At 67.5% G+C, this 22,103-nt stretch carries 22 protein-coding genes and 1 tRNA gene; 12 read left to right on the top strand and 11 right to left on the bottom strand.

The genetic code is table 11. The annotated features are described in order from the left end of the window. The first annotated feature begins 80 nt into the window (after window positions 1-80). Window positions 81-257 carry a hypothetical protein gene (locus DVR07_RS22110; protein ID WP_165881752.1) on the top strand — a complete coding sequence of 59 codons (177 nt, stop codon included), beginning with the start codon at window positions 81-83 and terminating at the stop codon, window positions 255-257. A gap of 153 nt (window positions 258-410) precedes the next feature. On the opposite strand, the gene trpG is transcribed toward DVR07_RS22110, so the two are convergent. Genes trpG through trpD form a run of 4 tightly spaced genes read right to left on the bottom strand, consistent with a single transcriptional unit; the run spans window position 411 to window position 4,325 of the window. Beyond that, a complete protein-coding gene (trpG, locus tag DVR07_RS11195) occupies window positions 411-1,031 on the bottom strand; it encodes an anthranilate synthase component II (protein ID WP_115797376.1) in 621 nt (206 codons plus the stop codon). Next, entirely contained in the window at window positions 1,028-2,662 is a 1,635-nt protein-coding gene (gene trpE / locus DVR07_RS11190) for an anthranilate synthase component I (protein WP_115797375.1), read from the bottom strand. Before trpE ends, trpG begins: the two co-directional genes overlap by 4 nt. Further along, window positions 2,659-3,324 carry a phosphoribosylanthranilate isomerase gene (locus DVR07_RS11185; RefSeq protein WP_115797374.1) on the bottom strand — a complete coding sequence of 222 codons (666 nt, stop codon included), beginning with the start codon at window positions 3,322-3,324 and terminating at the stop codon, window positions 2,659-2,661. The genes trpE and DVR07_RS11185 overlap by 4 nt, the downstream gene beginning before the upstream one ends. Further along, a complete protein-coding gene (gene trpD / locus DVR07_RS11180; RefSeq protein ID WP_115797373.1) occupies window positions 3,321-4,325 on the bottom strand; it encodes an anthranilate phosphoribosyltransferase in 1,005 nt (334 codons plus the stop codon). Before trpD ends, DVR07_RS11185 begins: the two co-directional genes overlap by 4 nt. 280 nt (window positions 4,326-4,605) lie before the next feature. On the opposite strand from trpD, the gene DVR07_RS11175 reads away from it, so the two are divergent. From DVR07_RS11175 to DVR07_RS21565, 4 genes are all read left to right on the top strand, one after another. Next, window positions 4,606-4,679, top strand: a tRNA-Val gene (locus DVR07_RS11175). A gap of 735 nt (window positions 4,680-5,414) precedes the next feature. After that, window positions 5,415-5,774, top strand: a complete 360-nt coding sequence (locus DVR07_RS11165) for a hypothetical protein (RefSeq protein ID WP_115797370.1) — start codon at window positions 5,415-5,417, stop codon at window positions 5,772-5,774. Further along, complete coding sequence (gene eif1A / locus DVR07_RS11160; RefSeq protein WP_115797369.1) at window positions 5,767-6,051, top strand: translation initiation factor eIF-1A; 285 nt, start codon at window positions 5,767-5,769, stop codon at window positions 6,049-6,051. Before DVR07_RS11165 ends, eif1A begins: the two co-directional genes overlap by 8 nt. A 455-nt stretch (window positions 6,052-6,506) precedes the next feature. Beyond that, a complete protein-coding gene (locus DVR07_RS21565) occupies window positions 6,507-6,716 on the top strand; it encodes a hypothetical protein (RefSeq protein ID WP_162829525.1) in 210 nt (69 codons plus the stop codon). Here DVR07_RS21565 and DVR07_RS11155 read toward each other — a convergent pair. The 4 genes from DVR07_RS11155 to DVR07_RS11140 all read right to left on the bottom strand — a co-directional run bounded on the left by DVR07_RS11155 (window position 6,644) and on the right by DVR07_RS11140 (window position 9,511). Then, window positions 6,644-7,498 (bottom strand): ubiquinol-cytochrome c reductase iron-sulfur subunit, encoded by an 855-nt coding sequence (locus DVR07_RS11155; protein ID WP_115797367.1) that lies wholly within the window; start codon window positions 7,496-7,498, stop codon window positions 6,644-6,646. The two genes, DVR07_RS21565 and DVR07_RS11155, sit on opposite strands and share 73 nt — an antisense overlap. A gap of 298 nt (window positions 7,499-7,796) precedes the next feature. Then, window positions 7,797-8,348 (bottom strand): DUF7504 family protein, encoded by a 552-nt coding sequence (locus DVR07_RS11150; protein ID WP_115797365.1) that lies wholly within the window; start codon window positions 8,346-8,348, stop codon window positions 7,797-7,799. Between the two features lie 2 nt (window positions 8,349-8,350). Beyond that, a complete protein-coding gene (locus DVR07_RS11145; protein ID WP_115797363.1) occupies window positions 8,351-9,016 on the bottom strand; it encodes a DUF7344 domain-containing protein in 666 nt (221 codons plus the stop codon). Between the two features lie 150 nt (window positions 9,017-9,166). Continuing rightward, window positions 9,167-9,511: a lycopene cyclase domain-containing protein gene (locus DVR07_RS11140; RefSeq protein WP_115797360.1), complete on the bottom strand. Its 345-nt coding sequence runs from the start codon at window positions 9,509-9,511 to the stop codon at window positions 9,167-9,169. 140 nt (window positions 9,512-9,651) lie between these two features. Between DVR07_RS11140 and DVR07_RS11135 the strand changes: the two genes are divergently transcribed. Then, window positions 9,652-10,794 (top strand): CBS domain-containing protein, encoded by a 1,143-nt coding sequence (locus DVR07_RS11135; protein WP_115797358.1) that lies wholly within the window; start codon window positions 9,652-9,654, stop codon window positions 10,792-10,794. 39 nt (window positions 10,795-10,833) lie between these two features. On the opposite strand, the gene DVR07_RS11130 is transcribed toward DVR07_RS11135, so the two are convergent. After that, window positions 10,834-11,835: a phosphate uptake regulator PhoU gene (locus DVR07_RS11130; RefSeq protein WP_115797356.1), complete on the bottom strand. Its 1,002-nt coding sequence runs from the start codon at window positions 11,833-11,835 to the stop codon at window positions 10,834-10,836. A 269-nt stretch (window positions 11,836-12,104) separates the two neighbouring features. Here DVR07_RS11130 and DVR07_RS11125 point away from each other — a divergent pair, with 269 nt between their 5' ends. The 6 genes from DVR07_RS11125 (at window position 12,105) to phoU (DVR07_RS11100) (ending at window position 18,564) form a co-directional block, all read left to right on the top strand. Continuing rightward, window positions 12,105-13,196, top strand: a complete 1,092-nt coding sequence (locus tag DVR07_RS11125) for a PstS family phosphate ABC transporter substrate-binding protein (protein WP_115797354.1) — start codon at window positions 12,105-12,107, stop codon at window positions 13,194-13,196. Beyond that, a complete protein-coding gene (gene pstC, locus DVR07_RS11120) occupies window positions 13,193-14,266 on the top strand; it encodes a phosphate ABC transporter permease subunit PstC (RefSeq protein WP_115797352.1) in 1,074 nt (357 codons plus the stop codon). Before DVR07_RS11125 ends, pstC begins: the two co-directional genes overlap by 4 nt. After that, complete coding sequence (pstA, locus tag DVR07_RS11115) at window positions 14,263-15,885, top strand: phosphate ABC transporter permease PstA (protein WP_115797350.1); 1,623 nt, start codon at window positions 14,263-14,265, stop codon at window positions 15,883-15,885. Before pstC ends, pstA begins: the two co-directional genes overlap by 4 nt. After that, window positions 15,882-16,805, top strand: a complete 924-nt coding sequence (gene pstB / locus DVR07_RS11110) for a phosphate ABC transporter ATP-binding protein PstB (RefSeq protein WP_115797348.1) — start codon at window positions 15,882-15,884, stop codon at window positions 16,803-16,805. The genes pstA and pstB overlap by 4 nt, the downstream gene beginning before the upstream one ends. A gap of 298 nt (window positions 16,806-17,103) precedes the next feature. Beyond that, window positions 17,104-17,784: a phosphate signaling complex protein PhoU gene (phoU, locus tag DVR07_RS11105; protein WP_115797346.1), complete on the top strand. Its 681-nt coding sequence runs from the start codon at window positions 17,104-17,106 to the stop codon at window positions 17,782-17,784. Between the two features lie 102 nt (window positions 17,785-17,886). Further along, window positions 17,887-18,564: a phosphate signaling complex protein PhoU gene (gene phoU / locus DVR07_RS11100; RefSeq protein ID WP_115797344.1), complete on the top strand. Its 678-nt coding sequence runs from the start codon at window positions 17,887-17,889 to the stop codon at window positions 18,562-18,564. A gap of 52 nt (window positions 18,565-18,616) precedes the next feature. Here the strand turns inward: phoU (DVR07_RS11100) and DVR07_RS11095 are convergent, their stop codons facing one another. Both DVR07_RS11095 and DVR07_RS11090 read right to left on the bottom strand, forming a co-directional pair. Next, window positions 18,617-21,034, bottom strand: a complete 2,418-nt coding sequence (locus DVR07_RS11095; RefSeq protein ID WP_115797342.1) for a methyl-accepting chemotaxis protein — start codon at window positions 21,032-21,034, stop codon at window positions 18,617-18,619. A gap of 140 nt (window positions 21,035-21,174) precedes the next feature. Then, window positions 21,175-21,954: a sensor domain-containing protein gene (locus DVR07_RS11090; RefSeq protein ID WP_115797340.1), complete on the bottom strand. Its 780-nt coding sequence runs from the start codon at window positions 21,952-21,954 to the stop codon at window positions 21,175-21,177. Window positions 21,955-22,103 lie beyond the last annotated feature (149 nt).

The raw sequence follows: 22,103 nt of genomic DNA, 5'->3' as shown, positions 1-22,103 counted from the left end.
CTCTGCATGCGGTTTTCCTCGGCCACTTCGGTGTCCACTAGCCGATACGTTTACGAGGCCGGAGACCAGTTGATTTTACTATGAATATCGCCCTCGCCGGCCTGCTGGCCACCCCGCTCGGACAGCTCCTCGTCGGACTCGTCGCGCTGGCCGCGGTGGTGCTCGTCGGTCGGATCCTGCTGAACCTCGCGTGGAAGCTGCTGCTCGTCGCCATCGTCGTCGTGGGCGGCGTCTACACGGCCGGCGTCCTCCTGTGATTCAAGTGCGAAGGCGGAACGAACCCCGACCGGACGCCTCGCGCGGTTCCGAACGAGGGCAGTCATGGTGTGCGCGCGCTGCGGGACCGCCAGTCCGACTACTCCGAGAGGACTGAGCCAAGTGAACAGCCGTCGCTCCGCCACGGAACCCCGTCAGTCGACGTCGGCGAGGAAGTTCCGGATGACGTCGTGGCCGACCGCGGTCAGCACGCTCTCGGGGTGGAACTGGACGCACTCGATGGGGTGCTCGCGGTGGCGCACGCCCATCACCAGTTCCTCCTCCCCGTGGTCGGTGGTCGCCGTCACCTCGAAGCAGTCGGGCACCTCGGTCGCCACCAGCGAGTGGTAGCGCCCGGCGCGGAACCCCTGGTCGAGCCCCGCGTACACGCCCTCGCCGTCGTGGGAGACCGGGAACGCCTTGCCGTGTATCGGTTCGGGCGCGCGGCCGACCGACCCGCCGTAGGCGTACACCGCCGCTTCCAACCCGAGACAGACCCCGAGCGTCGGGACGTCCGGGCTCACCTCCCGGAGCACGTCGAGCGTGACGCCGACGTCCCGCTCGTTCTCCGGGTGGCCCGGCCCCGGCGAGACGACGACGGCGTCGGGGTCGGCCGCCCGCACCTCGCCGAGCGAGGCCGTGTTCCGCACGACCTCGGTGTCGGCGTGCTCGCTGGTGTACTCCACCAGATTGTAGGTGAACGAGTCGAAGTTGTCCACGAACAGGACCTGCAGGTCGGCAGTCGTTGCCGCCCCCGCGCCGGCGCTCGCAGTCATCGTCCCGCCTCCGGCGCGTCGGTAGCCTCGGGGGTGTCCGCGGCCGCCGACTTGTCCGACTCATCGATCCGTTCGAGCGCGGTCAGCACTCCGTCCATCTTCTGCTCGGTCTCCTCGTACTCGGCGGCCGGGTCACTGTCGGCGACGATGCCAGCGCCCGCCTGCACCGTGATGCGGTCCGAGGCGTCGCCGTCGACCGCCGACCCGGACTCGACCGTCGCGGTCCGGATGACGATGGCGAAGTCGGCGTCGCCCGACCACGAGTAGTAGCCGACGCCGCCGCCGTAGAGGCCGCGGGCCGTCAGTTCGAGGTCGTCGATGATCTCCATCGCCCGGATCTTCGGCGCGCCCGAGAGCGTCCCGGCGGGGAACGACGCCCGGGTGGCGTCGAACGGGTCCGCGTCGTCGGCCAGTCGCCCCGTCACGGTGCTCTCGATGTGCTGGACGTGGCTGTACTTGAGGACGTTCATGAACTCCTCGACCTGGACGCTGCCGGGCTCGCTGACCCGGCGCACGTCGTTGCGCGCGAGGTCCACGAGCATGGTGTGCTCGGCCCGCTCCTTGCCGTCGGCGAGCATCTCGCCCGCGAGGCGGCGGTCCTCGACGGGGCTCGAGCCCCGGGGGCAGGTGCCCGCGATGGGGTTGGCCATCACCTCGCGGCCCCGCACTGAGACCAGCGTCTCCGGGCTGGCGCCGACGACAGTCAGGTCGTCGTAGCCGAGCAGGTACATGTACGGCGAGGGGTTCACGTCCCGGAGCGCCGCGTAGAACCCCAGCGGGTCGACCTCGCCCCGGAGCTCGCGCTTCCGGGAGATGACGCCCTGATAGATGTCGCCGTCGAGGACGTGCTCCTTCGCGGTCCGGACCGCCGCCTCGTACTCGTCGCGCGGCCCGGCGGTCGCCGACTCGCGGACGAACCCGCCCGTTTCGAGGTCGGCGGCCGAATCGAGTAAGTCGGCCACGCGGTCGGCCTCGGTCCGGAGGTCGTCGTACACCGCCTCAGGGTCGTCGTCCGGCCCGACCAGCGGCGTGAACACCAGCGAGACCGTCTCTTCTCGGTGGTCGAAGGCGACGGTCTTCGTGTTCAGCACGAACTGGGCGTCGGGGAACCGCGAGTCGGGTCGGTCGACCCCTACCTCGTCGAGCCAGAGGTCGTACACCGCGTCGTAGGCCAGGAAGCCGACCAGTCCGCCCTCGAAGTGCTGGCGGTCTCCATCGGGGAAGCCGCGCTGGGCGGCGTCGGGCATGGCCGACCGGAGGGTGTCGAGCGTGTCCCCCTCCCGGTCGGCAGAGACGTACCGCGCGGCCCGGCCGCCGAGGGACTCGACCGAGACCTCCCCGGGGTCGACCGTCACGACCGCCTCGGGGTCGTAGCCCACGTAGGAGTAGCGGGCGTGGCGGTCACCCGACGCGCCCGGCGAGAACGCCCCGTCGGGGTCGCTGGAGGCGGTCTTCTCGGCGCTCTCGAGCAGGAAGGCGTACTCGGAAGGGGTGGTCGCGGTCGACCGCCCGGTCAGCGCCGCGTAGGCCGACAGCGGCGTCGTCTCGGCGTCGAGTTCGACCTCGACCCGAATCACGGCCGGGTCGGCGTCGCCGGCGAACTCGACGAACTGCTCGCGGTCCGGCTTCATGGCGTTGGCGTCGTGCGGGCGCGCTTCGCGGCCGCCACGAGGTCGGCGACCGCGTCCGGGTCCTTCCGGCCGTCGACGTCGTCCGCGTCGGCGGCCTCTACTCCGCTCGCCACATCGACCGCGAACGGGTCGACGGCGTCCACCGCGTCGGCCACGTTCGCCGGGGTAAGCCCGCCGGCGAGGACGACCGGCGAGTCGAGGGTCGCGGCGACTTCGGCGGTGCGCTCCCAGTCGTGGGTCCGGCCGGTGCCGCCGGCCCCGTTGTCGTCGACCGAGTCGACCACCAGCCCGTCGGCCAGGTCGTCGTAGCGCCGGGCGGTCTCGGGGTCGGCCGCGTCCACGACTTTGAGAACTCGGGCGCTAACGGACGCCGTCAAGTAGGCCAGGTCGCCGGCGCCGATGTCGCCGTGGACCTGGACCGCGTCGGGTTCGACCGCCTCGACGAGTTCGACCGCGCGCTCGGGCGTCCCGGGCATCGTCACCAGCACCGTGGTGACGAACGGCGGCGCCGCGTCGGCGAGTTCGACCGCGCGCTGGGGGTCGATCTCGCGGGGGGAGTCGACCGGCACGTCGACGAGCAGGCCGACCGCGTCCGCGCCGGCCTCGACCGCCGCCCGGAGGTCCGCGCGGCATGTGAGCCCGCAGATCTTCACCCGCGTCATGCTCTCACGGCTGACCTGAGCTGTTCGAGTCGGTCGGCCGCCGCGCCGTCGTCGATGGCCTTGGCGGCGAGCTCCGCGCCGTCCTCCAGCGAGTCGGCCGCCCCGGCGACGTAGAGGGCCGCCCCGGCGTTGGCGAGGATGATGTCGCGCTTCGCGCCGGTGACGTCGCCCTCCACGATGCCCCGCAGGTCGGCGGCGTTCTCCTCGGGCGTCCCGCCCGCGACGTCGGCCACGTCGTGGCGGTCGAGGCCCAGGTCTGGCGGCGCGAGGGTGTACTCCTCGACGTCGCTACCTCGGACCTCGGCCGCGGTGGTCTCGCCGTGGATTCCGATCTCGTCCATGCCCGAGCCGTGGACGACCAGCGCGCGCTCGACGTCCATCCGGGCGAGCGAGCGGGCGAGCACGGGGACGAGGTGGGGGTCGTAGACGCCGACGATCTGGGCGTCGGCGCCCGCGGGGTTGGTCAGCGGACCGAGCACGTTGAACACGGTCCGCATGCCCAGTTCCTGCCGGGGACCGATGACGGCCTTCATCGCCGGGTGGAAGACCGTCGCGAGCATGAAGCCGATGCCGTCGTCCTCGATGGCGCGCTCGACGGCCGGCGGTTCTGCGTCGACCTCGACGCCGACCTCCTCCAGGACGTCGGCGCTCCCCGACGAGGAGGAGACCGAGTAGTTGCCGTGCTTGGCGACCGGCACGCCCGCGCCGCTGGCGACGATGGCGCTGGTCGTCGAGACGTTGATCGTGTCGTAGTCGTCGCCGCCGGTGCCGCAGGTGTCGACCAGCGGCGACCGGTCGGGGTCGATGGTCCGGGCGGCGTCGCGCATCCCCTGGGCGAACCCCGCGATCTCGCTCTCGGTCTCGCCCTTCGCGCGGAGGGCGGCGAGCAGTGCGCCGATCTGTGCCTCGGTCGCGTCCTCGAAGACGGCCGCGGCGGCCTCGCGCGCCTCGTCCTGCGCGAGGTCCTCGCCCTCGGTAACGCGTTCGATGTAGTCCTGCATCCTGAATCACCAATGTACTTCTTCGTCTTACAATGAACACAATCGTACATCGGCTTAAAGCTGTCGGGGCCACGGTCGCTCTCGACTCTGACCCCTGATAGCCCATCCTGCGAACCGCCGAACGACGGCGCTGATTCCGCTACGGCGACCGAGCGGGGTGCTCCGCCTGTCCACCGCCTCTCGGTCTCGCGAAAAATCGCCGGACTGCGCCGGAATCCGAAAGGTTCAATTATCCCCCGGACAAACTCGTAAATGCGTCCGACGAAGACCGCACCGAAATGGGTTTGTGGTCTAGTTGGTTATGACACCTCCTTGACATGGAGGAGGCCGGCAGTTCAAATCTGCCCAAACCCACTTCTTATGAAAGCAGCCCGGCTGTTTTTGCCAGTTTCAGCTACTCGGGAACAGCCGCGACTGTCGTACTCCTGACTACGAGGTGGTCCGCGCGAGCTCGGACCGCCGGGCTACCCTCGAGGCTGACGAACATCTCGAAATCTTCGGTTTCGCGGCGGCTACATCGACGAGCCGAGCAAACGCTGTCCGGCCCTCGAAGACGGGAGGTGTTCGCCGTGACGCTGGAGTACCGCAAGAAGCCCAACGGGAGACATCTCGTCGTCACGACCGCCTGCGGACTCTGCGGCACCTCGCTCCGGCCGCGGCAGGGCATAGCGGACCACCCCTCACTGTCCTGCCCGCCACCTCTACGCCGAGATCGGCGCGCTCCAAGACAGTGGCCCCGACCCCGAGCACGTCCGCGCCGCTATCCAACTCCACGAAGAGGACACGGACGCCGAGCCTGCGGTCCTCGCTGACGGTGGTTCTCTGGCCTGCGGCGACTGTGGCGGCCAGATCGACCCCGCGACTCACAAGATTCTGATTCGCGACCGCGGCGAGATCGAGTACTTGGACCTCTGTCTCGAGTGCCAGCCGAAGCACCCGAGCGAGGACCAGTTCACCCCGCCACCGACGGTGGCTGGATTACGAAGACCGACACGACCTGGTGTCCCGAGAACCGGCGAGAACGCGTCAGTTGTGCTCACCTCCGCCAGGAGGTGGACCGATAAACCTCGAAGACTGGGAAGCGAAAACATGGGTCTCTCTTCGGGAGGTTTAGCGCGACGACGCCGTCAGGCCCTCTATCTCGACGTCAGCATCGTCGTCGGCGTCGTCCAGGACGTCGCTCACCGAGACAATTCGATTCTCCTCGACGTCCTTGTCGATGAGTCGCTCTTTGCGGGTGGTTGCGTCCTCGGCGTCGTCGTCAGTGAGGAGAACGACGTAGTCGTAGCCCTCGGCGTCGAGGTACCGGACCAGGTACTCGGTCTTCGAGCCGTCGACGAGACTGGTCTGGTAGTCGAAGTTGGTAACCTCGTACCCGGTCCGAGGTCCGTGTCACCAAATGTTCCAGATTACTTTTACGTGGTGGGCTCCTCTATAAAGTATGAGTGAAAATTCGGGTCGTCGAAATCTCCGCATGCCGAACGACGACGAACTGTTCGGCGTCGTGACCGAACACAACGGCGGCAACCACGTCCGCGTCCAGTGCGAGGACGGCGAGAATCGCATGGGCCGCATCCCCGGTCGGATGAAGTACCGCGTCTGGATCGAGACGGGCGACGTCGTCGTCGTCGAACCGTGGGACTGGCAGGACGAGAAGGCCAACGTCGAATGGCGCTACACCCAGCAGGACGCCGACCAGCTCCGCGCCGAAGGCCACATCGACTAATTTCTCTTTCGAGCTCGACGTCGGCCTTGCCGTAGCCCTCGACGAGGACGTTCTTGGTGGAGTCATTGAGCGCGCCGGAGATGTCCGCGCCGAGGCTCTGGCGGACCGGCATGAGGACGTCGAGGTTGTCGTCCTTCGCGGTTGCTCGGGCATCAAAGGTACTTAGATTTTCAACTCTATTTTCACCGAACTGTAAGTCCTTCTTCGAGGCGGCTATCTTTCACCGGGGAGGGACGGCTAACAGGCCTTTCCGCCCCAAGGCCGTACGACGGTTCAATGGATCCAGTCGTCTCGCCGACCGTCCCTCTCCTCCGACGGCCGTACTCTGCGGGCCAGAAACGAGGATCTGACTCGGTAATCCGCGCCCGTGGCCGTATCTCCGAACAGCGTTCGCCGAACGGTCACGAGATTCCGTCGAACTGTCCCGTCGACCGCCCGCGATCGCCCCCGAGAACGTGAGCAAAATCGTCGTTCTGTTGGCCGAGCTCGTGCTGGTGTTGGGCATCGCCGCGGTCGTTGGTACGCTGGCGAGGCGAGTTCGCATCCCGTTCACGGTCATCCTCGTACCGGTCGGGTTCGCCATCTCGGTCTCCTACGAGTCGGGCCGCGGGAAGGCGTTGAACGACAGTTCGACCGGCGAGAACGGGTCGTACACCGACTGGTGACACTGGCAGTACACCGCGTCGGTCGCGTCGAACTTCGAGGCGTCGGTCGAGGAGTTGAACCCCGGCGTGCAACAGAAGTGAGTGCACTTGTCGAGCCACGCGATGAAGTCCGACTCGGTGGCCGCCCGCAGGAACTCGGGGTTGTCGCTCTCGGCGGGCAGCTCCGACACCTTCGACGACCGCAGCACCTGGATCGGAAGCTCCTGGACGTCCTGGTCGCCCTCGGACTGCGAGCGCCAGGTCGTCTGGGCCGGCTTGCCAGAGCCGGCCGACCCGATGCCGTTGGTCCACTCCTCGTAGTCGTCGAAGTCGTCCACGTGGAGCTTCTGGCCCGGCTCGTGGTCGGCCTGCCACTCGTAGAGGCCGGGCTTCGAGCGCAGGTAGTTGTCCTGATCGGCGTCGGGGCGCAGCCCCTGGGCGGTCTGGACTCCGCAGTACTGGAACCACCGCCCGGTGTAGGTAACGCCGCCGATCTCCTGCTCGGTGATGGTGACGGTGTCGCCGTTCTCCAGCTCTCGTTCCTGTATCTCTGGCCAGATTCCCTTCAGGTAGCCTTCGTCGTCGATGGTGAGCGGGACGAGCGGCATGCCGCGAGGGGCCGGCCCGTCCGTGTTCTCGATGCCGACGTAATCGGTCGGGCCGCCGGTCCCGCCGCTGACGGAGGTGGCGGAGTTCAGGGCAGTGGCCGCGGCGGTCCCGACGCCGGTCAGCCCCGCCGACCCGACGACACCTTTCACGAATCGACGCCGACCGTTCTCGGGCGGATACTTGTCTGCGTCCATGGGAGGTAGGTGGTGGTTCCTCCTCACGTGATGTATTTAATATGATTGGTTCTCAATACTTCGGAACCACCCCAAGTTTCAAATATAAATACAGTAGTAGTTGACTGTTTCTGCAGTAATCGAGTCGATGTTCGAACCGATGAGTCGAGTTTCGAATCGCTTCGAGGCCGTGGTCGGTCCTCTGAGCGACCGTTCGCCGCCCGTGGGGACGGTCGACACTCGATCGGGACGGCCGAGACGCTCCGTAGGGAGCACCTGAACTGCGGTAGGCACCGCGAACCCGAAGAAGAGCGGACCGTTACTCCAGCGAGTACTCCGCGTCGCACATCGCCCGGAGTCGCTCGTACGTCTCGTCCGCGACCGCGTCGGGATTCACGCAGTAGACGCCGCGGACGTCCCGCGCCCGACCCCGGGTCGTGAGCGTCTGGAAGAAGCGACACACCCGCGAGTCGTCGGCGTACACGAGGAGGACGCCGAGCGCGTCGGCCAGCACCCAGCCGGTGCCCGGCTCGACGTGGCGCATCGCGTCGGAGAGCCGCATCGCGAGCCCCGTCAGGTCGTCGGGATCGACGGGGTCGGTCGTCCAGAGGGCGCCGTCGTACTCCTCGGCCGCCGGGAGCACCGGCACGGCGCCGACCGCGGCCGGGTCGTGTCCTGCGCCTTCGATTCGCGTCTGGAGCCGGTTCGGGTGGTCGCGTGCCGAGACCACCAGGAGGTTCTCGAACGCGCGCTCGGGCAGGGCGGCGACCGGGTCGGCGTCGGCCGGCGTTCGGACCAGCGTCTGGGTGCCGGCCTCGCCGAACGCACCCGGGCCTTCCGCGGGCGCTCCGGGCCGCACCGCCTCCTCCATGGCTACGACTCCTGGATCTCCGGCGGCGTCTCGCTCGCGGCGCCCGCGTGGCGCGTGAAGTACGTGTGCGCCAGCGCCACCGACCCGAAGGCCGCGACGATGACGGTCGCGAGCAGGACGTCCGCCACCGCCGAGAGCGGCGGCAGTCCGAGCCACGCCCCCGACAGGAGGCCGAGCCCGCCGACCGCGAGTCCGAGGTACCAGTTGGCCCAGGGCACGTCCGGCTGGGATTCGAGGTCCAGGTAGACGTCGAGCTGCTCGGCGGCGGTCGACAGCTCCACGATGCCGCGGTTCTGGTTGTACTCCACGATGCCTGCGTCGTCTAACTTGGGGAGGTGGGACTGGTAGAGCGCGGTGTACACCCGTTTGCGCTCGGCCGCCGAGATCGCGTCGACCGTGATGTCGTTCTCCCAGGCGGCCACCTGCTCGGCCAGCTCCGAGAGCTGGACCGACCCGTCCGCGCGTCGGAGGTAGTGGAGGGCGTACCGTCGCCGCCGGTTCTTGAGAACGTCGAAGACGAGATCTCGCGAGAGATCCTCCTCGGCCTCCTCCTCGTCGTCGTCGACGATGTCGGAGACCTGCGAGTCCGCGACGGCCGAGTCCTGCTGGTCCGGAGTCTCCTCCGGATCGGCGCTTTCGGTTCCGGAAGAGTCACCAATGGTGCTCATTACTCTGCCACCCCTTGCTCGTAACCCAGCATGGATAGAACACATCGCTCGGATTAGTCTTTGTTATTCACCATTTACCCGCCAGAAACCGTTGCTTACGAACAGTTGCACGTCTGTTCCAACCCCCGCCCGTCCCGCGGTAATTGGCGCTTACCCCCCGTTTTCGGGGGTTTGAGCCGGTAGGCCAGATTCGGCCTCATCGCGGAGATTCTCGTGGATTCCGAGTACGAGCCACGGAACTACCACCATGAAGAGATGTTCCTCGATTGGGATGCCGAGAAAGTCGATACCGGTTCGGAGGCGGATGTCGAACACGCCGATATGCAGCGTGTACCAGTCCCACGCGTACGCGATGGGGTAGAGTACGACGACGGTGCGAGCGGCCTGAGCCAGCGCGTCGGCCCGATAGAGCAGCCCTACCGCGACGACCCCCCAGACGACCTCGGTTACGAGGTACGTGTACTGACCGAATGCGGCGCCGATGTCGGGTATCACTCGGTCCAGTACGGGCGGACGCCGCAAAAATCTCCTGCCGGCGTTCGCCCGGGGCCCGTCGTTCGGTCCGCCGCACAGTTCTCACAATCCCGGAATTCTGCCAAGTTTCATTACCGCCGCCGGCCTATCTCCACCTGACGATGGACATCGCTGAAATTGCAACGACGGACTACACCGAGCTGGACGCCGAGTCGAACGTCGGGAAGGCCCGGTCCGTCTTCGAAGAGGAGAATCCGAAGGGTATCATCGTGACGAAGGCCGGTAAGTACGAGGGTGTCATCACCCAGAAGCAACTGCTCCGCTCTCACATCGAGGACCACACCAAGATCGAGACGCTGACCAAGTCCGCGCCGAAGGTCGACCGGACCGACGACGTCCGGGACGTCGCCCGCACGCTCGTCGAGGGCGGCACCAAGGTCGCGCCCGTCTTCGAGTCGGGGTCGCTGTGGGGCGTCATCAGCCAGGACCTCATCCTCGAGGCGGTCCTCGAACACCTCGACACGCTGACCGTCGAGCAGATCTACACCGAGAACGTCATCACCATCGCGGAGGACGCCACGCTCGGCCAGGCCATCAACCGCCTGCGCGAGCACGGCGTCTCCCGGCTCCCGGTCGTCGACGAGGACGGATTCCTGACGGGGGTCGTCACCACCCACGACGTGGTCGAGTTCGCGACGCGGAACGTCGAGAAGACCACCCGGGGCGATCGGTCGGGCGAGGGCGACCGGCTGCTCGACCTGCCGGTGTACGACGTGATGTCCAGTCCCGCCGCCACCACGGACCTCGACGAGACCGTCCGGGCGGCGGTCGAGCGCATGTTCGAGCACGACTTCTCGGGGCTGGTCGTCACTCCGGAGGACGACGACCGGGTCGTCGGCGGCGTCATCACCAAGACCGACGTGCTCCGGGCGCTGTCGTACACCGAGGAGGACGTGATGGACGTCCAGATCACCAACGTCAGCCTGCTCGACACGCTCAGCCGGGACTCGATCCGGTCGTCCATCGAGGAGATCTCCGAGAAGTACGGCAAGATGCGGGTCCGCCACGCCCACGTCCGGTTCCACGAGCACAAGGAGAAGCTCCGCGGGACGCCGCTGATCCAGTGCAAGATCCGGCTCCGCACCAACCGCGGACAGGTCGCCGGTTCGGGCGAGGGCTACGGCGCCGAGCAGGCGTTCAGCGTCGCGCGCGACAAACTGGAGCGCAACGTCCTCGAACTGAAGGGCGTCGAGAGCGACCGGGAGTACCAGGGCCAGCTCCTCCGGAAGCTCGGCGAGCTCTGAACCCGGGTCGGTTCTCCGTCTTCTCTCGCGAATTTCGACTTAGATCTCCGGCCGCGGCGCCGCCTTCTGGAGCGCGGTCTCGGCGATGTTACCGCCGTAGTCGGCGCTCCGGGACAGCGAGTCGACGACGAGGCTCAGGTGCTGGGCCCGCTGGGCGTCCATCTCCCGGATGATGTCGTCGACCGCGCGGGTGTGCTCGTCGACGCCGCGCACGCGCTCGCGGGCGTCGTTGCCGAGTCGAGTCGCCTCGTCGCCGTCGTCCTCGAGCAGCGCGTCCATCGCCATCTCGACGATGTCGGCCGACTCCGCGTGGAGGGCCTCGAGCCCCTCGGCGACCTCTTCGGGAATCTCTCCGAGTTCGAGCGCGAGGTTGCCGATCTTGGCGGCGTGGTCCGCGATGCGCTCGAGCTGGCGGGCGCTCGAGTGGTAGTCGAAACACGTTTCGCGGGGCAGGCCGATGTCGGCTGCGGTGCTGGGGTTGCGCAGCGCCGACCGGAACACCCGCGAGATCATGAACCAGAGGCGGTCGACGTCGTCGTCGCGCTCGATGACGTCGGTCGCGAGGTCGTCGTCGTCCTCGACCAGCGCGGTCACCGCGTCCTCGAGCATCGTGGCCGAGACCAGCCGCATCCGGGTGATGGCGTTGAGTATCGACAGCTCCGATGAGTCGAGCAGGTCCTGGAGCACCACCCGGTCGCTGGTCTCCTCGATGACCTCGAGGCCGACGAGTCCCTGGGTCGCGTCCCGGACCGTCCGGCGCTGGTCGGGGGTCACCCTGGTCGCCTCGAGGTTGATGATGTCGAAGCCGCTGACGTACATCGTGAACACGGTCCGCATCAGCTCCGGCCCCTCGAGGTCGGTTATCTCGACCGTGCCCTCGACGGTGTCCTCGGTCGACCGCGGCGAGAGCAGCAGCGAGTCGCCCTCCGGGTGGAACTCCACCCGGTCGCCCGCCTCGATGCCGCTCTCGGTCGCCCAGTCCTTGGGGATGGAGACCGTGAACGTGGAACCGCCCGTGACCTGGACCTTCCGGGTTTCCATGTGTGACTCCGGGTGACGATGCACAATAAATCTATTCAAATCTATATACAGGGCTGGAAATTCGGCGGTGTCCGACGAATAATCCTGAGAAGATTCTATCACGACCTGAGTAGTAATTACGCCCTACTGCCGAGTTGTAGCCCGAAACCCCAAATCGCGGAGCTTGGAGACGTCTGACGACCGTCAGCGAACCTGAATATGCGTGGGTACGTACGACTATATAGATATAATAGTAGGGTATTTACTTGGTCTCGGGCAACTCAAGCGTAATGCGGGACAGACCCTCAGTCGACCGTCGAGCCGTTCTCCTCGGAGGGGGTAGCGCCATCGCGTCGCTGGCGGGGTGCATCAGCACGAGTCCGACGCCTCCGGGGGGCCGGGGTGCGACGGGGACGACGTCCGGGGGCGGCGAGTCGTCCGTCGACCAGTTGAAGGCGGGCGGGTCCTCGACGGTGTACCCGATAACGAGCAAGGCGGCGTCGGTGTGGAACTCGAACCCGCCGGCGAGCGACGAGGAGTACTGGGGACCGAGCAACTACGGCATCGACACCGACGAGCGGCTGGCCAACTACTGGGCCAGCATGTACGAGGAGTTCGAGGCCGACGGCACGAACCCGCCGTTCAAGGTGACGGTGGGGCTGAGTCACTCCGGTACCGGCCTCGAGAAGCTCAAGAACGGCCTCATCGACATCGGCAACGCGAGCGCGCCGGTCGACGCCGAACTGCCCGACCTGAGCCAGGAGGAACTCGACAAGTACACGAACCACGTGGTCGGCGTCGACGCCCAGCCAATCGTCGTCAGCCGGGAGGTGTACGAGGCGGGCGTCGAGAAGCTGACCGCCGAGCAGGTCCGGAAGATCTACCAGGGCGAGATCGAAAACTGGTCGGAGATCCCGTCGTACGACGGCGAGGACAAGCAGATCCAGGCTGTCGGTCGGGCCGAGGGGTCGGGCACCGACACCGCGTTCCGGGCGAACATGCTGGGCGACCCTGACGCCTCGATGTCGGGCGTCGACGTCCGGAAGGGCCAGAACCAGCAGGTCGAGACCATCGTCTCCCAGTCGACCAACGCCCTCGCGTACATGGCGCTGGCGTTCGTCACCAGCGGGACGCCGACCGTCGCGCTCTCGTTCGACGGCAAGCTGTACGAGCCCGGCAAGAACCTGGCCGAGAAGGGGTACCCGCTCTCTCGAGACCTCCACTGCTACACCTACGACGGGACCTCGCCCAAGGAGGCGGCCTACCTCCGGATGCTCATCAACGAGTTCGGTCAGGAGAACTTCGTCAAGACGTCGGGCTACTCGAAACTGACGAAGCGACGCCGGGAGAACCAGCTCCAGAAACTCCCCGACGCCCAATGATCGGGGGAATCGACGCCCGCGTCCGGTCGGCCCGCACGTCGGTGGCGGAGATGGACCGCGGCGCGCAGTTCGTCGACGCCGCGGCCGTCGTCTCGGTGTTCGCGGCGCTGGTGGCGTTCCTCGTCGCGCCGGCGTACACGGTGTTCCCGGTGCTGGCGTTCCTGGTCGCGGCCGCCTACGGGTGGGCGGCCCACCAGGCCGAGACCGCGAAGCTGCTGATGTTCCTGATGACGGCCTCGACCGTCGTCATCCTCGGGCTCATCACGATATACCTGGTGCTCCGGTCGATTCCGGTGTTCCGGGCGATGGGGCTGGACATGATCTTCCGGACCGAGCAGCCCCTGTGGAGCACCAGCGAGGAGATCTACTCGCTGGTGCCGATGATGTGGGGGACGCTCGTGACGACCGTGCTCGCGATGGCCATCGCCGGCCCGCTCGGCGTCGCGGGCGCGCTGTTCATCAGCGAGATCGCGCCCCGGTGGGCCCGCGAGGTGATCAAGCCCGGCATCGAGATTCTGGCCGGGGTCCCCTCCATCGTCTACGGCTTCATCGGCTACGTCATCATCAACACGTACATGATGGAGGAGTTCGAGCTCGCGAACTTCGGGAGCCTGTTCGCGGCCGCACTGGTCATCGGCGTGATGGCGCTGCCGACGGTCGTCTCGATTGCCGAGGACGCCATCGGGAGCGTGCCCGAGTCGATGAAGAGCGGCTCGCTGGCGCTCGGCGCGACCGACTGGCAGACCGTCAAGAGCGTCACCGTCCCGGCGTCGTTCTCGGGCGTCTCGGCCGCGGTCCTGCTCGGGGTCGGCCGGGCGGTCGGCGAGACCATGGCCGTGACCGTCATGTTGCCCCACCAGCAGGTGCTGCCCGACCCCATCTACGACGTGTTCCAGGGGACCGAGACGCTCACCAGTCTCATCGCCGGCCAGTACGGCATCGCCTCGGGCAACCAGATGTCGGCGCTGTTCGCGGCCGGCGTGGTGCTGTTCGTGACCGTGCTCGGGCTCAGCATCGCCTCGCAGCTCGTGGAGGCCCACATGGAGCGCAAGCTGGGTGGGAGCCGATGAGCTACGAGACCGGCACCCTCGTCGCCGACGAGTCGACGCTGGCCGAGCGGGTCGCCTCCGGCGTCGTCGGCCTGAACGTGCTGTCGGTGATCCTGGGCGTCGCGGCCATCTTCCAGTGGACCGAGGTCGGCAGCGAGTTCCTCGGCGTGACGCTGTTCGACCTCTACGGCGCGAGCCTGGTGCTGGCCGGCGCCGGCGTCGTGGCGCTGGGGTTGGCCTCGCGCGCCGACCTCTTCGACACGACCCCCGACCGGAGCGCCGGCCTGCTCACGGGCGGGCTGTTCGGGCTCGTCGGTGTCGTCGCCGGCGGCCTGTTCGCCTCCCAGACGCTGGGGCTCGGTGCGGTCGGCTGGGTGCCCGCGGCGCTGCTGGTCGGCGTGGGCGTGGCCGCGGCGACGGTCGTGCCCCGGGAGGACGTCGGGTCGACGCTACCGGCGGGCGCGCTGTCGGTCCTCGTCGGCGGACTGCTCCTGCTCGACGTGATCACGCCCGGGTGGGAGTGGGCGCCCCAGGGCTTCTCAGCCACCTTCACCGGCCCCGTGACCGGCCCGGTGCTGACCATCTTCGCGGGACTCGTCTGCGCGTGGGCGGCCGCGAAGGCCTACGAGGGCTTCGGCACCCGCGGGCGCCAGGCCGGGGCGTACCTGCTCGTCGGCATGAACGCCTTCGCCATGCTCGGGGTCCTGCTGCTGCTCATCCTCTTCGTCGCCGGGAAGGGATGGTCCCGGATGGTCGAGGGCGTCAAGTTCGGGCTGTTCACCGAACCCGCCTTCTGGTTCCACGCGCCCGTCCTCGACGAGTGGGTCATCTTCGAGATTCCCGGCGTCTGGTTCTACTGGCCGTTCACGATGAACGGCTACTCGCTGTCCCAGGACGTGATGAACGGCGTCCTGCCGTCGATCGTCGGCACGGTCTGGCTGGTCGTCGGCGCGGTGCTGTTCGCGGTCCCGCTGGGCGTCGGCGCCGCCGTCTTCCTCACCGAGTACGCCGAGCAGGGCGGCTTCACCCGCGTGGTCGAGATCGCGACCAACGGACTCTGGAGCACGCCGAGCATCGTCTACGGGCTGTTCGGCTACGCCTTCCTCGTGCCGCGGCTCGGCAACACCACCTCGCTGCTGGCGGGCCAGCTCGTGCTCGGATTCATGCTGCTCCCGCTGGTGCTCATCACCAGTCGCGAGGCCATCATGACGGTGCCCGACGAGTACCGCGACGCCAGCGCCGCGCTCGGGGTCAGCCAGTGGGAGACAATCAAGAGCGTGGTCGTGCCCGCGGCGATGCCCGGCGTCATCACCGGCGTCATCCTGGGCGTCGGTCGCATCGCGGGCGAGACCGCGCCCATCCTGCTGGTCGCCACCGGGAACCTGCGCGCCAGCGGGGGCCCGCAGGTGCTGTCGTCGTTCCAGTTCACGGCGAGCCCGCCGTTCGTGGCGAACCCCGCGCTGCTGAACAGCATCACCGCGCTGCCCTACAAGCTGTACGCGACCATCACGGCCGGCGTCGTCAGCTCCGACCCCGCGTTCGGCTGGGCGACCGCGCTGGTGCTGCTCGTGGTCGTGCTGTCGTTCTACGCGGTCGGCATCGCGTCGCGGATCTACTTCCGGAGGAAACTCGAACAATGAGCAACGCAGAGTTCAAGCAGACCGAGCAGACCGACGAACAGCCCGACAGCCAGCCCCAGTCGACGACCGTCAGCGGCGAGAGCCAGGAGGAGCTCCGCGAGGAGTGGACCCAGTACGAGTTCGACGGTGCGCCCAAGATCTCCGTCGAGGACCTCGACGTCTACTACGGCGACGACCACGCCATCAAGTCGGTGTCGATGGACATCCCCGAGAAGAGCGTGACGGCGCTGATCGGGCCCTCCGGGTGCGGGAAGTCGACGTTCCTGCGATGCCTCAACCGGATGAACGACCGCATCGGCTCGGCCAGCATCGACGGGTCGGTCGAACTCGACGGCGAGGAGATCTACCAGGACGGCGTGAACCTGGTCGAGCTCCGCAAGCGCGTGGGCATGGTGTTCCAGTCGCCCAACCCGTTCCCGAAGTCGATTCGCGACAACATCGCCTACGGCCCGCGCAAGCACGGCGACATCAACGACGGGCTGCTCGACAAGCTCCTCGGCCGGGCCGACTCCGAGAAGGAGGACGAACTGGTCGAGCGCTCGCTCCGGCAGGCCGCGCTCTGGGACGAGGTCAGCGACCGCCTCGACGACAACGCGCTCGGCCTCTCCGGGGGCCAACAGCAGCGGCTCTGCATCGGACGCTGCCTCGCCGTGGACCCCGAGGTCATCCTGATGGACGAACCGGCGTCCGCCCTGGACCCCATCGCCACCGCCAAGATCGAGGACCTCATCGAGGAGCTCTCCCACGACTACACGGTGGTCGTCGTCACGCACAACATGCAGCAGGCCGCCCGCATCTCCGACCAGACCGCCGTCTTCCTCACGGGCGGCGACCTCGTGGAGTACGGCGAGACCGACCAGATCTTCGAGAACCCCAACAGCCAGCGCGTCGAGGACTACATCACCGGGAAGTTCGGATGAAACTTTTCCAGCGGTCGGGCGCATGAACGCGCCCGCCCTTGGAAAACTTTCATGAAAAACGCTGCGTCACCCCTCCGTCGCTCCGGCCAAGACGGCGTTGCCGCCTTGCCGTCACTCCGTCGAGGGTTCCTTGGACCGCTCGCTCACTGTGTTCGCTCGCGGCGGATTTCGGAGGTGGGGTGGAAGTCGAAGTTCGAGAAACGACGAGGCTTACCTGACAGCCAGCGCCGACCGCCGACCAATCGCCACGCACGACAGACCATCACGACAGCGAGTCAAGGAGTTAGCGAGTAAACGCATGCCTCGAACCGGCTTTCAGGATCAGCTCGAAACCCTGCGGGAGGACGTCGTCCGGCTCGGCGACCTGGTCGTCCTCCGGCTGCGCATGGGACTCAACGCCCTCGACCGACAGGACCACGAGCTCGCGTGGGAGGTCATCGACGGCGACGACGAGATAAACCGGCTCTACCTCGATCTCGAACGGGACTGCATCGACCTGCTCGCGCTCCAGCAGCCGGTCGCGGGCGACCTCCGGCTGGTCGCGGCGTCGTTCAAGGTCATCACCGACCTCGAGCGCATCGGGGATCTGGCCGCCAACCTCGGCGAGTACGCGCTGTACGCAGACCGGGACGTGTTCGCGGACGTCGACCTGCGGGCGCTCGGTCGTCACGCCACGGGCATGGTCGAGGACGCGCTGGCGGCCTACGAGACAGCCGACCCCGCGGCCTGCGAGGCGCTGGCCGACCGGGACGCCGACCTCGACGCGGCGTGCGAGCGCGCCAGCGAGCGCGTGGTCCGGGACCTCATCGAGACCGAACTCCCCGACGACGCCGACACCGAGGAGGTCGAACTGCTCCTCCAGGAAGTCTCGCGCGTGCTGCTCACGATCCGGGACCTCGAACGGGTGGGTGACCACGCGGTCAACGTCGCGGCCCGGACCCTCTACATGGTCGAGAGCGACGACCGGCTCATCGAGTGACCCCGCGACCGGGCCCGGAAGTTCGGCCGGGTTCGGTACCGCGGGCCGGCGTCCGGTCGAGCGGGCGAAAGGTACAACAGGAGGACACGCGCATGCGTAGGTATGCCCCGAGAGGACTACCAGCAGAAGCTCATCGATCTCCGCGAGAACGTCCTCTACATGAGCGAGGTCGTGATGGAGCGGCTCCGAATGGGACTCGACGCCCTCGAACAGAAGGACGACGACCTCGCGTGGGAGGTCATCGACGGCGACGAGGAGGTCAACCAGCTCTACCTCGACCTCGAACGGGACTGCATCGACCTGCTCGCGCTCCAGCAGCCGGTCGCGGGCGACCTCCGGTTCGTCGCGGCGTCGTTCAAGATCATCACCGACCTCGAGCGCATCGGCGACCTCGCCACCAACCTCGGCGACTACACCCTCGACGCCAACCACGACGTGTTCCCGGAGGTCGACATCCAGGAACTGGGCACCATCACCCTCGACATGATAGACGACGCGATGGCGGCCTACGCCGACGAGGACGCCGACGGCTGCTACGGCATCGCCGAGCGCGACGACGACCTCGACGGACTGTGCGAGCGCGCCAGCGAGCTCGTGGTCCGGGACCTCATCGAGACCGAACTGGAGAACAACACCGAGGAGGAGGTCGAACAGCTCCTTCAGGACGTCTCGCGCCTGCTGCTGACGGTCCGGGACCTCGAACGGGTGGGCGACCACGCGGTCAACATCGCGGCCCGGACCCTCTACATGGTCGAGAACGACGACGAACTCATCTACTGAGTCGCCGGTCGTTTGCCGCGAGTCCCTTCCTCGCCGCCTCGCCCGACGCCCGTCAGTCGTCGCCCCGACCGTCCGCCACGACGCGCTCGGACTCGGTCGCGCCGTCGCGGCCGGGTTCGTCGGACACCTCGAATTCGTCGAGCAGTTCGTCGAGCTCGTCGGACTTCTCCGAGAGCGCGCCGACTTCGGTACTGACCTGACCGAGCGAGGCGGTCTGCTCTTCGGCCGCCACCGAGACCGTTTCTGCCTCCGAGGACGTCTCCTCGCTGATATCGGCGACCTCGTTGGTCATCGCGACGACCTCCTCCGTGGTCGTGGCCTGGTCCTCGGTGGCCTCGTGGATCTCTTGGATGCCCGTGTTGGCCTCCTCGACGTACTCCACCACCTCGTCGAGCGCACCCAGCCCCTCGTCGATGGTCTCCATGCCCGCCTCGACCCGTTCGCGCATCTCCCGCATCTCCTCGACCGTCGCCGACGTCGAATCCTGCACTCGCTCGATGAGGTCGCCGATCTCCTGGGTGGCGTCGCGGGTGTCCTCGGCCAGGTCCTTCACCTCGCCCGCGACCACCGCGAAGCCCTCGCCGGCTTCCCCGGCGCGGGCGGCCTCGATGGAGGCGTTGAGCGCCAGCACGTTGGTCTGCTCGGCGATGCCGTCGATGAGTTCGACGATGTCGCCGATTTGCGTCATCTCGTCGTCGAGCCGTTCGACCGTGTCGACGGTCTCGACGGTGGTCTTCTCGATGCGGTCCATCTCGTCGACGGCCTCGCCGGCTATCTCGCGGCCCGACCTGCCCTCCTCGGCGGCCTTCGTGGAGAGGGCGGCGACCTGGTCGGCGGACGCAGCGACCTCCTCGATGGTGGCCGAGAGCGTGCTCATCTCCCCCGTCACCTCGTCGAGATTCTCGGCCTGTTCGACAGCGCCGGCGGAGATCTCCTCGACCGAGTCGGCGACCCGTTCGCTGGTGCGTTCGACCTCCCGGACGCCGGTCCCGGCCTCCGCGCTCGCATCGGCGACCTCGGTCGAGAACCCCTTGATGCGGGCGGTCGCGTGTTCGAGGTCGTCCATCATCTCGTTGAACTGTTCTGCTATCTGTCTCATCGCGTCGCTCGGACCCTCGGCGTCCATCCGCCGGGTGAGATCGCCGGTCGCGGCCTCGGCCATGACGTCGCCGAACTCCGCGGCCTTCCGTTCGAGCGCGGCGTTGAGGTCCTCGGCCTCCGCCCGGGCCTGTTGGGCTTCTTTCCGCGTCCGCTCGATATCGCCGATGAGTTCCTCGAGGTCGGCGCCCATCGTGTCGAGGGTCTCGCCGAACTCGCCCGGCACCTCCTCGTCCATGACGGGCGCGTCGAACTCCCGGTTCGCGATGGCCGTGGCCTGCTCGGCGGCGGTGTTGAGGTACGTCTTCATCGAGGCGAACGCGTCCTGGACCTCGCCGACCTCGTCGATGCGGTCGCTCTCCTCGAGTTCCACGTCGAGGTCGCCGCTGGCGATAGCCCCTGCCTTCTCCGAGAGGTCGTCCAGCGCGTTCGCGGTCGTCCGTCCCAGCGTCGCGCCCACGAAGACGAACCCGAACGCGACGAGGCCGATCAGAATAAGGAGATTATCTTGGATTCCCGACATCGCTGCGTAGGCGTTCGACTGGGGGACGTGCATCAGGACGACCCAGTCGGTGCCGCCGACTGGGGCGTACGCCATGAGGTGCTTCGAATCGATGACCCCCTCCATCGGACTGCCCATCTCCATCACCGCGGTGTTGCCCTTCAGGGCGCGTTCGACCGCCATCATACTCCCGTCCCCGTACGTATCGAGGATGTCCGCCTCGCTGTCCGAGAGGACGACCGTCCCGTTCGCGTTGACGACCCGCGTGGCGGTTCCGGCTACCGGCTTTCGGAAGCTGGCCGCGCGCGAGGAGGCGTTGACGGTCACGACGACCGCCGCGCCCTGTCCCCACACGGGCGCGGCGAACGCGACCAGCTTCGTGCCGTCGCGCGAGTAGGTCTGGGACACCGCCCGGTCCTGCTCGTTCTGGAGGTCGAACGAACCGTTCATCCACTCGATGCCGATCCGGTCGAGCGACTTCCCCCTGACGTTCGAGTCGGTGCTCGATAGGACCTCCATGGAGTCGCTGTCGACGTAGTGGATGGCCTCCGTCTCGTCGGGAGCGTTCTGTAACTGTTCGTGGAACTCGATCTTGATCGTCGTGGCGTCCCCGCTCTGCATTTCGCTCTGCTCGGCGATGATTCCGACCAGTCGCTTGCGCTCCTCGACCCACTCGTCGAGCTGACTCGCCTGGAGGGAGGCGAACGTCCGCAGTTCGTTGTGCGTCTGTCGCTCGAGGGTCGCCGACGCCTGGTTCTGGGTCCACATCCCGTACCCGCCGACGACGACGAGCGTTACCAGGAGGACCGCCGCGAACTTCCTGAGGTAGCTGCTTCGGATCCAGTCGGGGACGAGGTTGCCTAGTTTCATATCCGGACCTATCTCCGTCTATACATAACGTTGTTCGAGATTATCACTCGTGAGATTAGCTAACAAAGGCGGATGCAGTTATCGCGGACATCGGACCGTCAACTGACGACTACCGAGACGTAACGGGGACGGGCGCCGGCTCACCACCGACGCGGCGTCGGCAGGTCGACGCCGGTCCCGAGCATCGCCTTCGCGTACCACGCCGAGAATCGGGCCAGCCCGTTGAGCAGGTGGAGCGAGGCGACCCCGAGCGCGGCGCCGAACGCCGCCACGGCGAGCGCGGCCGGGAGGGTGCGCACCTGCCACGACCCGACGTGGACGACCGTCTCGACGCCGACCAGCAGGTCGTGCCAGACCACGTACAGCGAGGGGTGGAGCCGGAGCGGCGCGTCGGTCACGACGCCGACGTAGACGCCCGGCTGGTCGTACACGAGCGGCACGGCGAGCAGGCTCACGGCCGTCACGAGCATGGTCGTCACGACCACGAACGAGGCGATCCCGAGGAACAGCTTCGTCCCGAGGTAGACCAGCGCCTTCCACGTCTCGAGGTCGGTCACGAGGCTCCTGGCGCGCTCGAGCACCGACCCGGCCGACGTCGGGACCGACCACGGCTCGTCGTCCGGCGGCGTCTCGATGTCGACGCCGAGCAGCAGGGTCGCCAGCTCGCGCTCGACGCTGGCGATGCCGGTCGCTATCGCGAGCACGGCGAGCAGGATGGGAATCCCGACCACGACCACGGCGAGCGCCACCCCCAGCGACAGGCCGACCGACAGGAACACGAAGTACAGCAGGCCGAGCGGGAACGCCAGCGCCAGGTACAGCAGGTTCCGGTAGGTCTGGAGCCGGAACGGCACGCCGAACACGGCGCGGAGCGCCCCGGTCGGGCCGGTCCGGCGCCTCGCGTGTTGGTCGGTCGACATCCGAACAGGCCGATGTTCTCCGCCGTTACCAATAAGGTTTCGGACGTTCGCGCGACCGGCGAGCGTCCGCAGTACTTTACACGAGGCGGTGCGAACCGGCCTCTGGACGGCGATGAGACGGTGGCCCGATTCATCGGACGCACGCCCGC

This window comes from Halorussus rarus, from assembly GCF_003369835.1.
Lineage (GTDB): Archaea > Halobacteriota > Halobacteria > Halobacteriales > Haladaptataceae > Halorussus > Halorussus rarus.
This window is presented reverse-complemented; position numbering and strand designations above follow the sequence as displayed.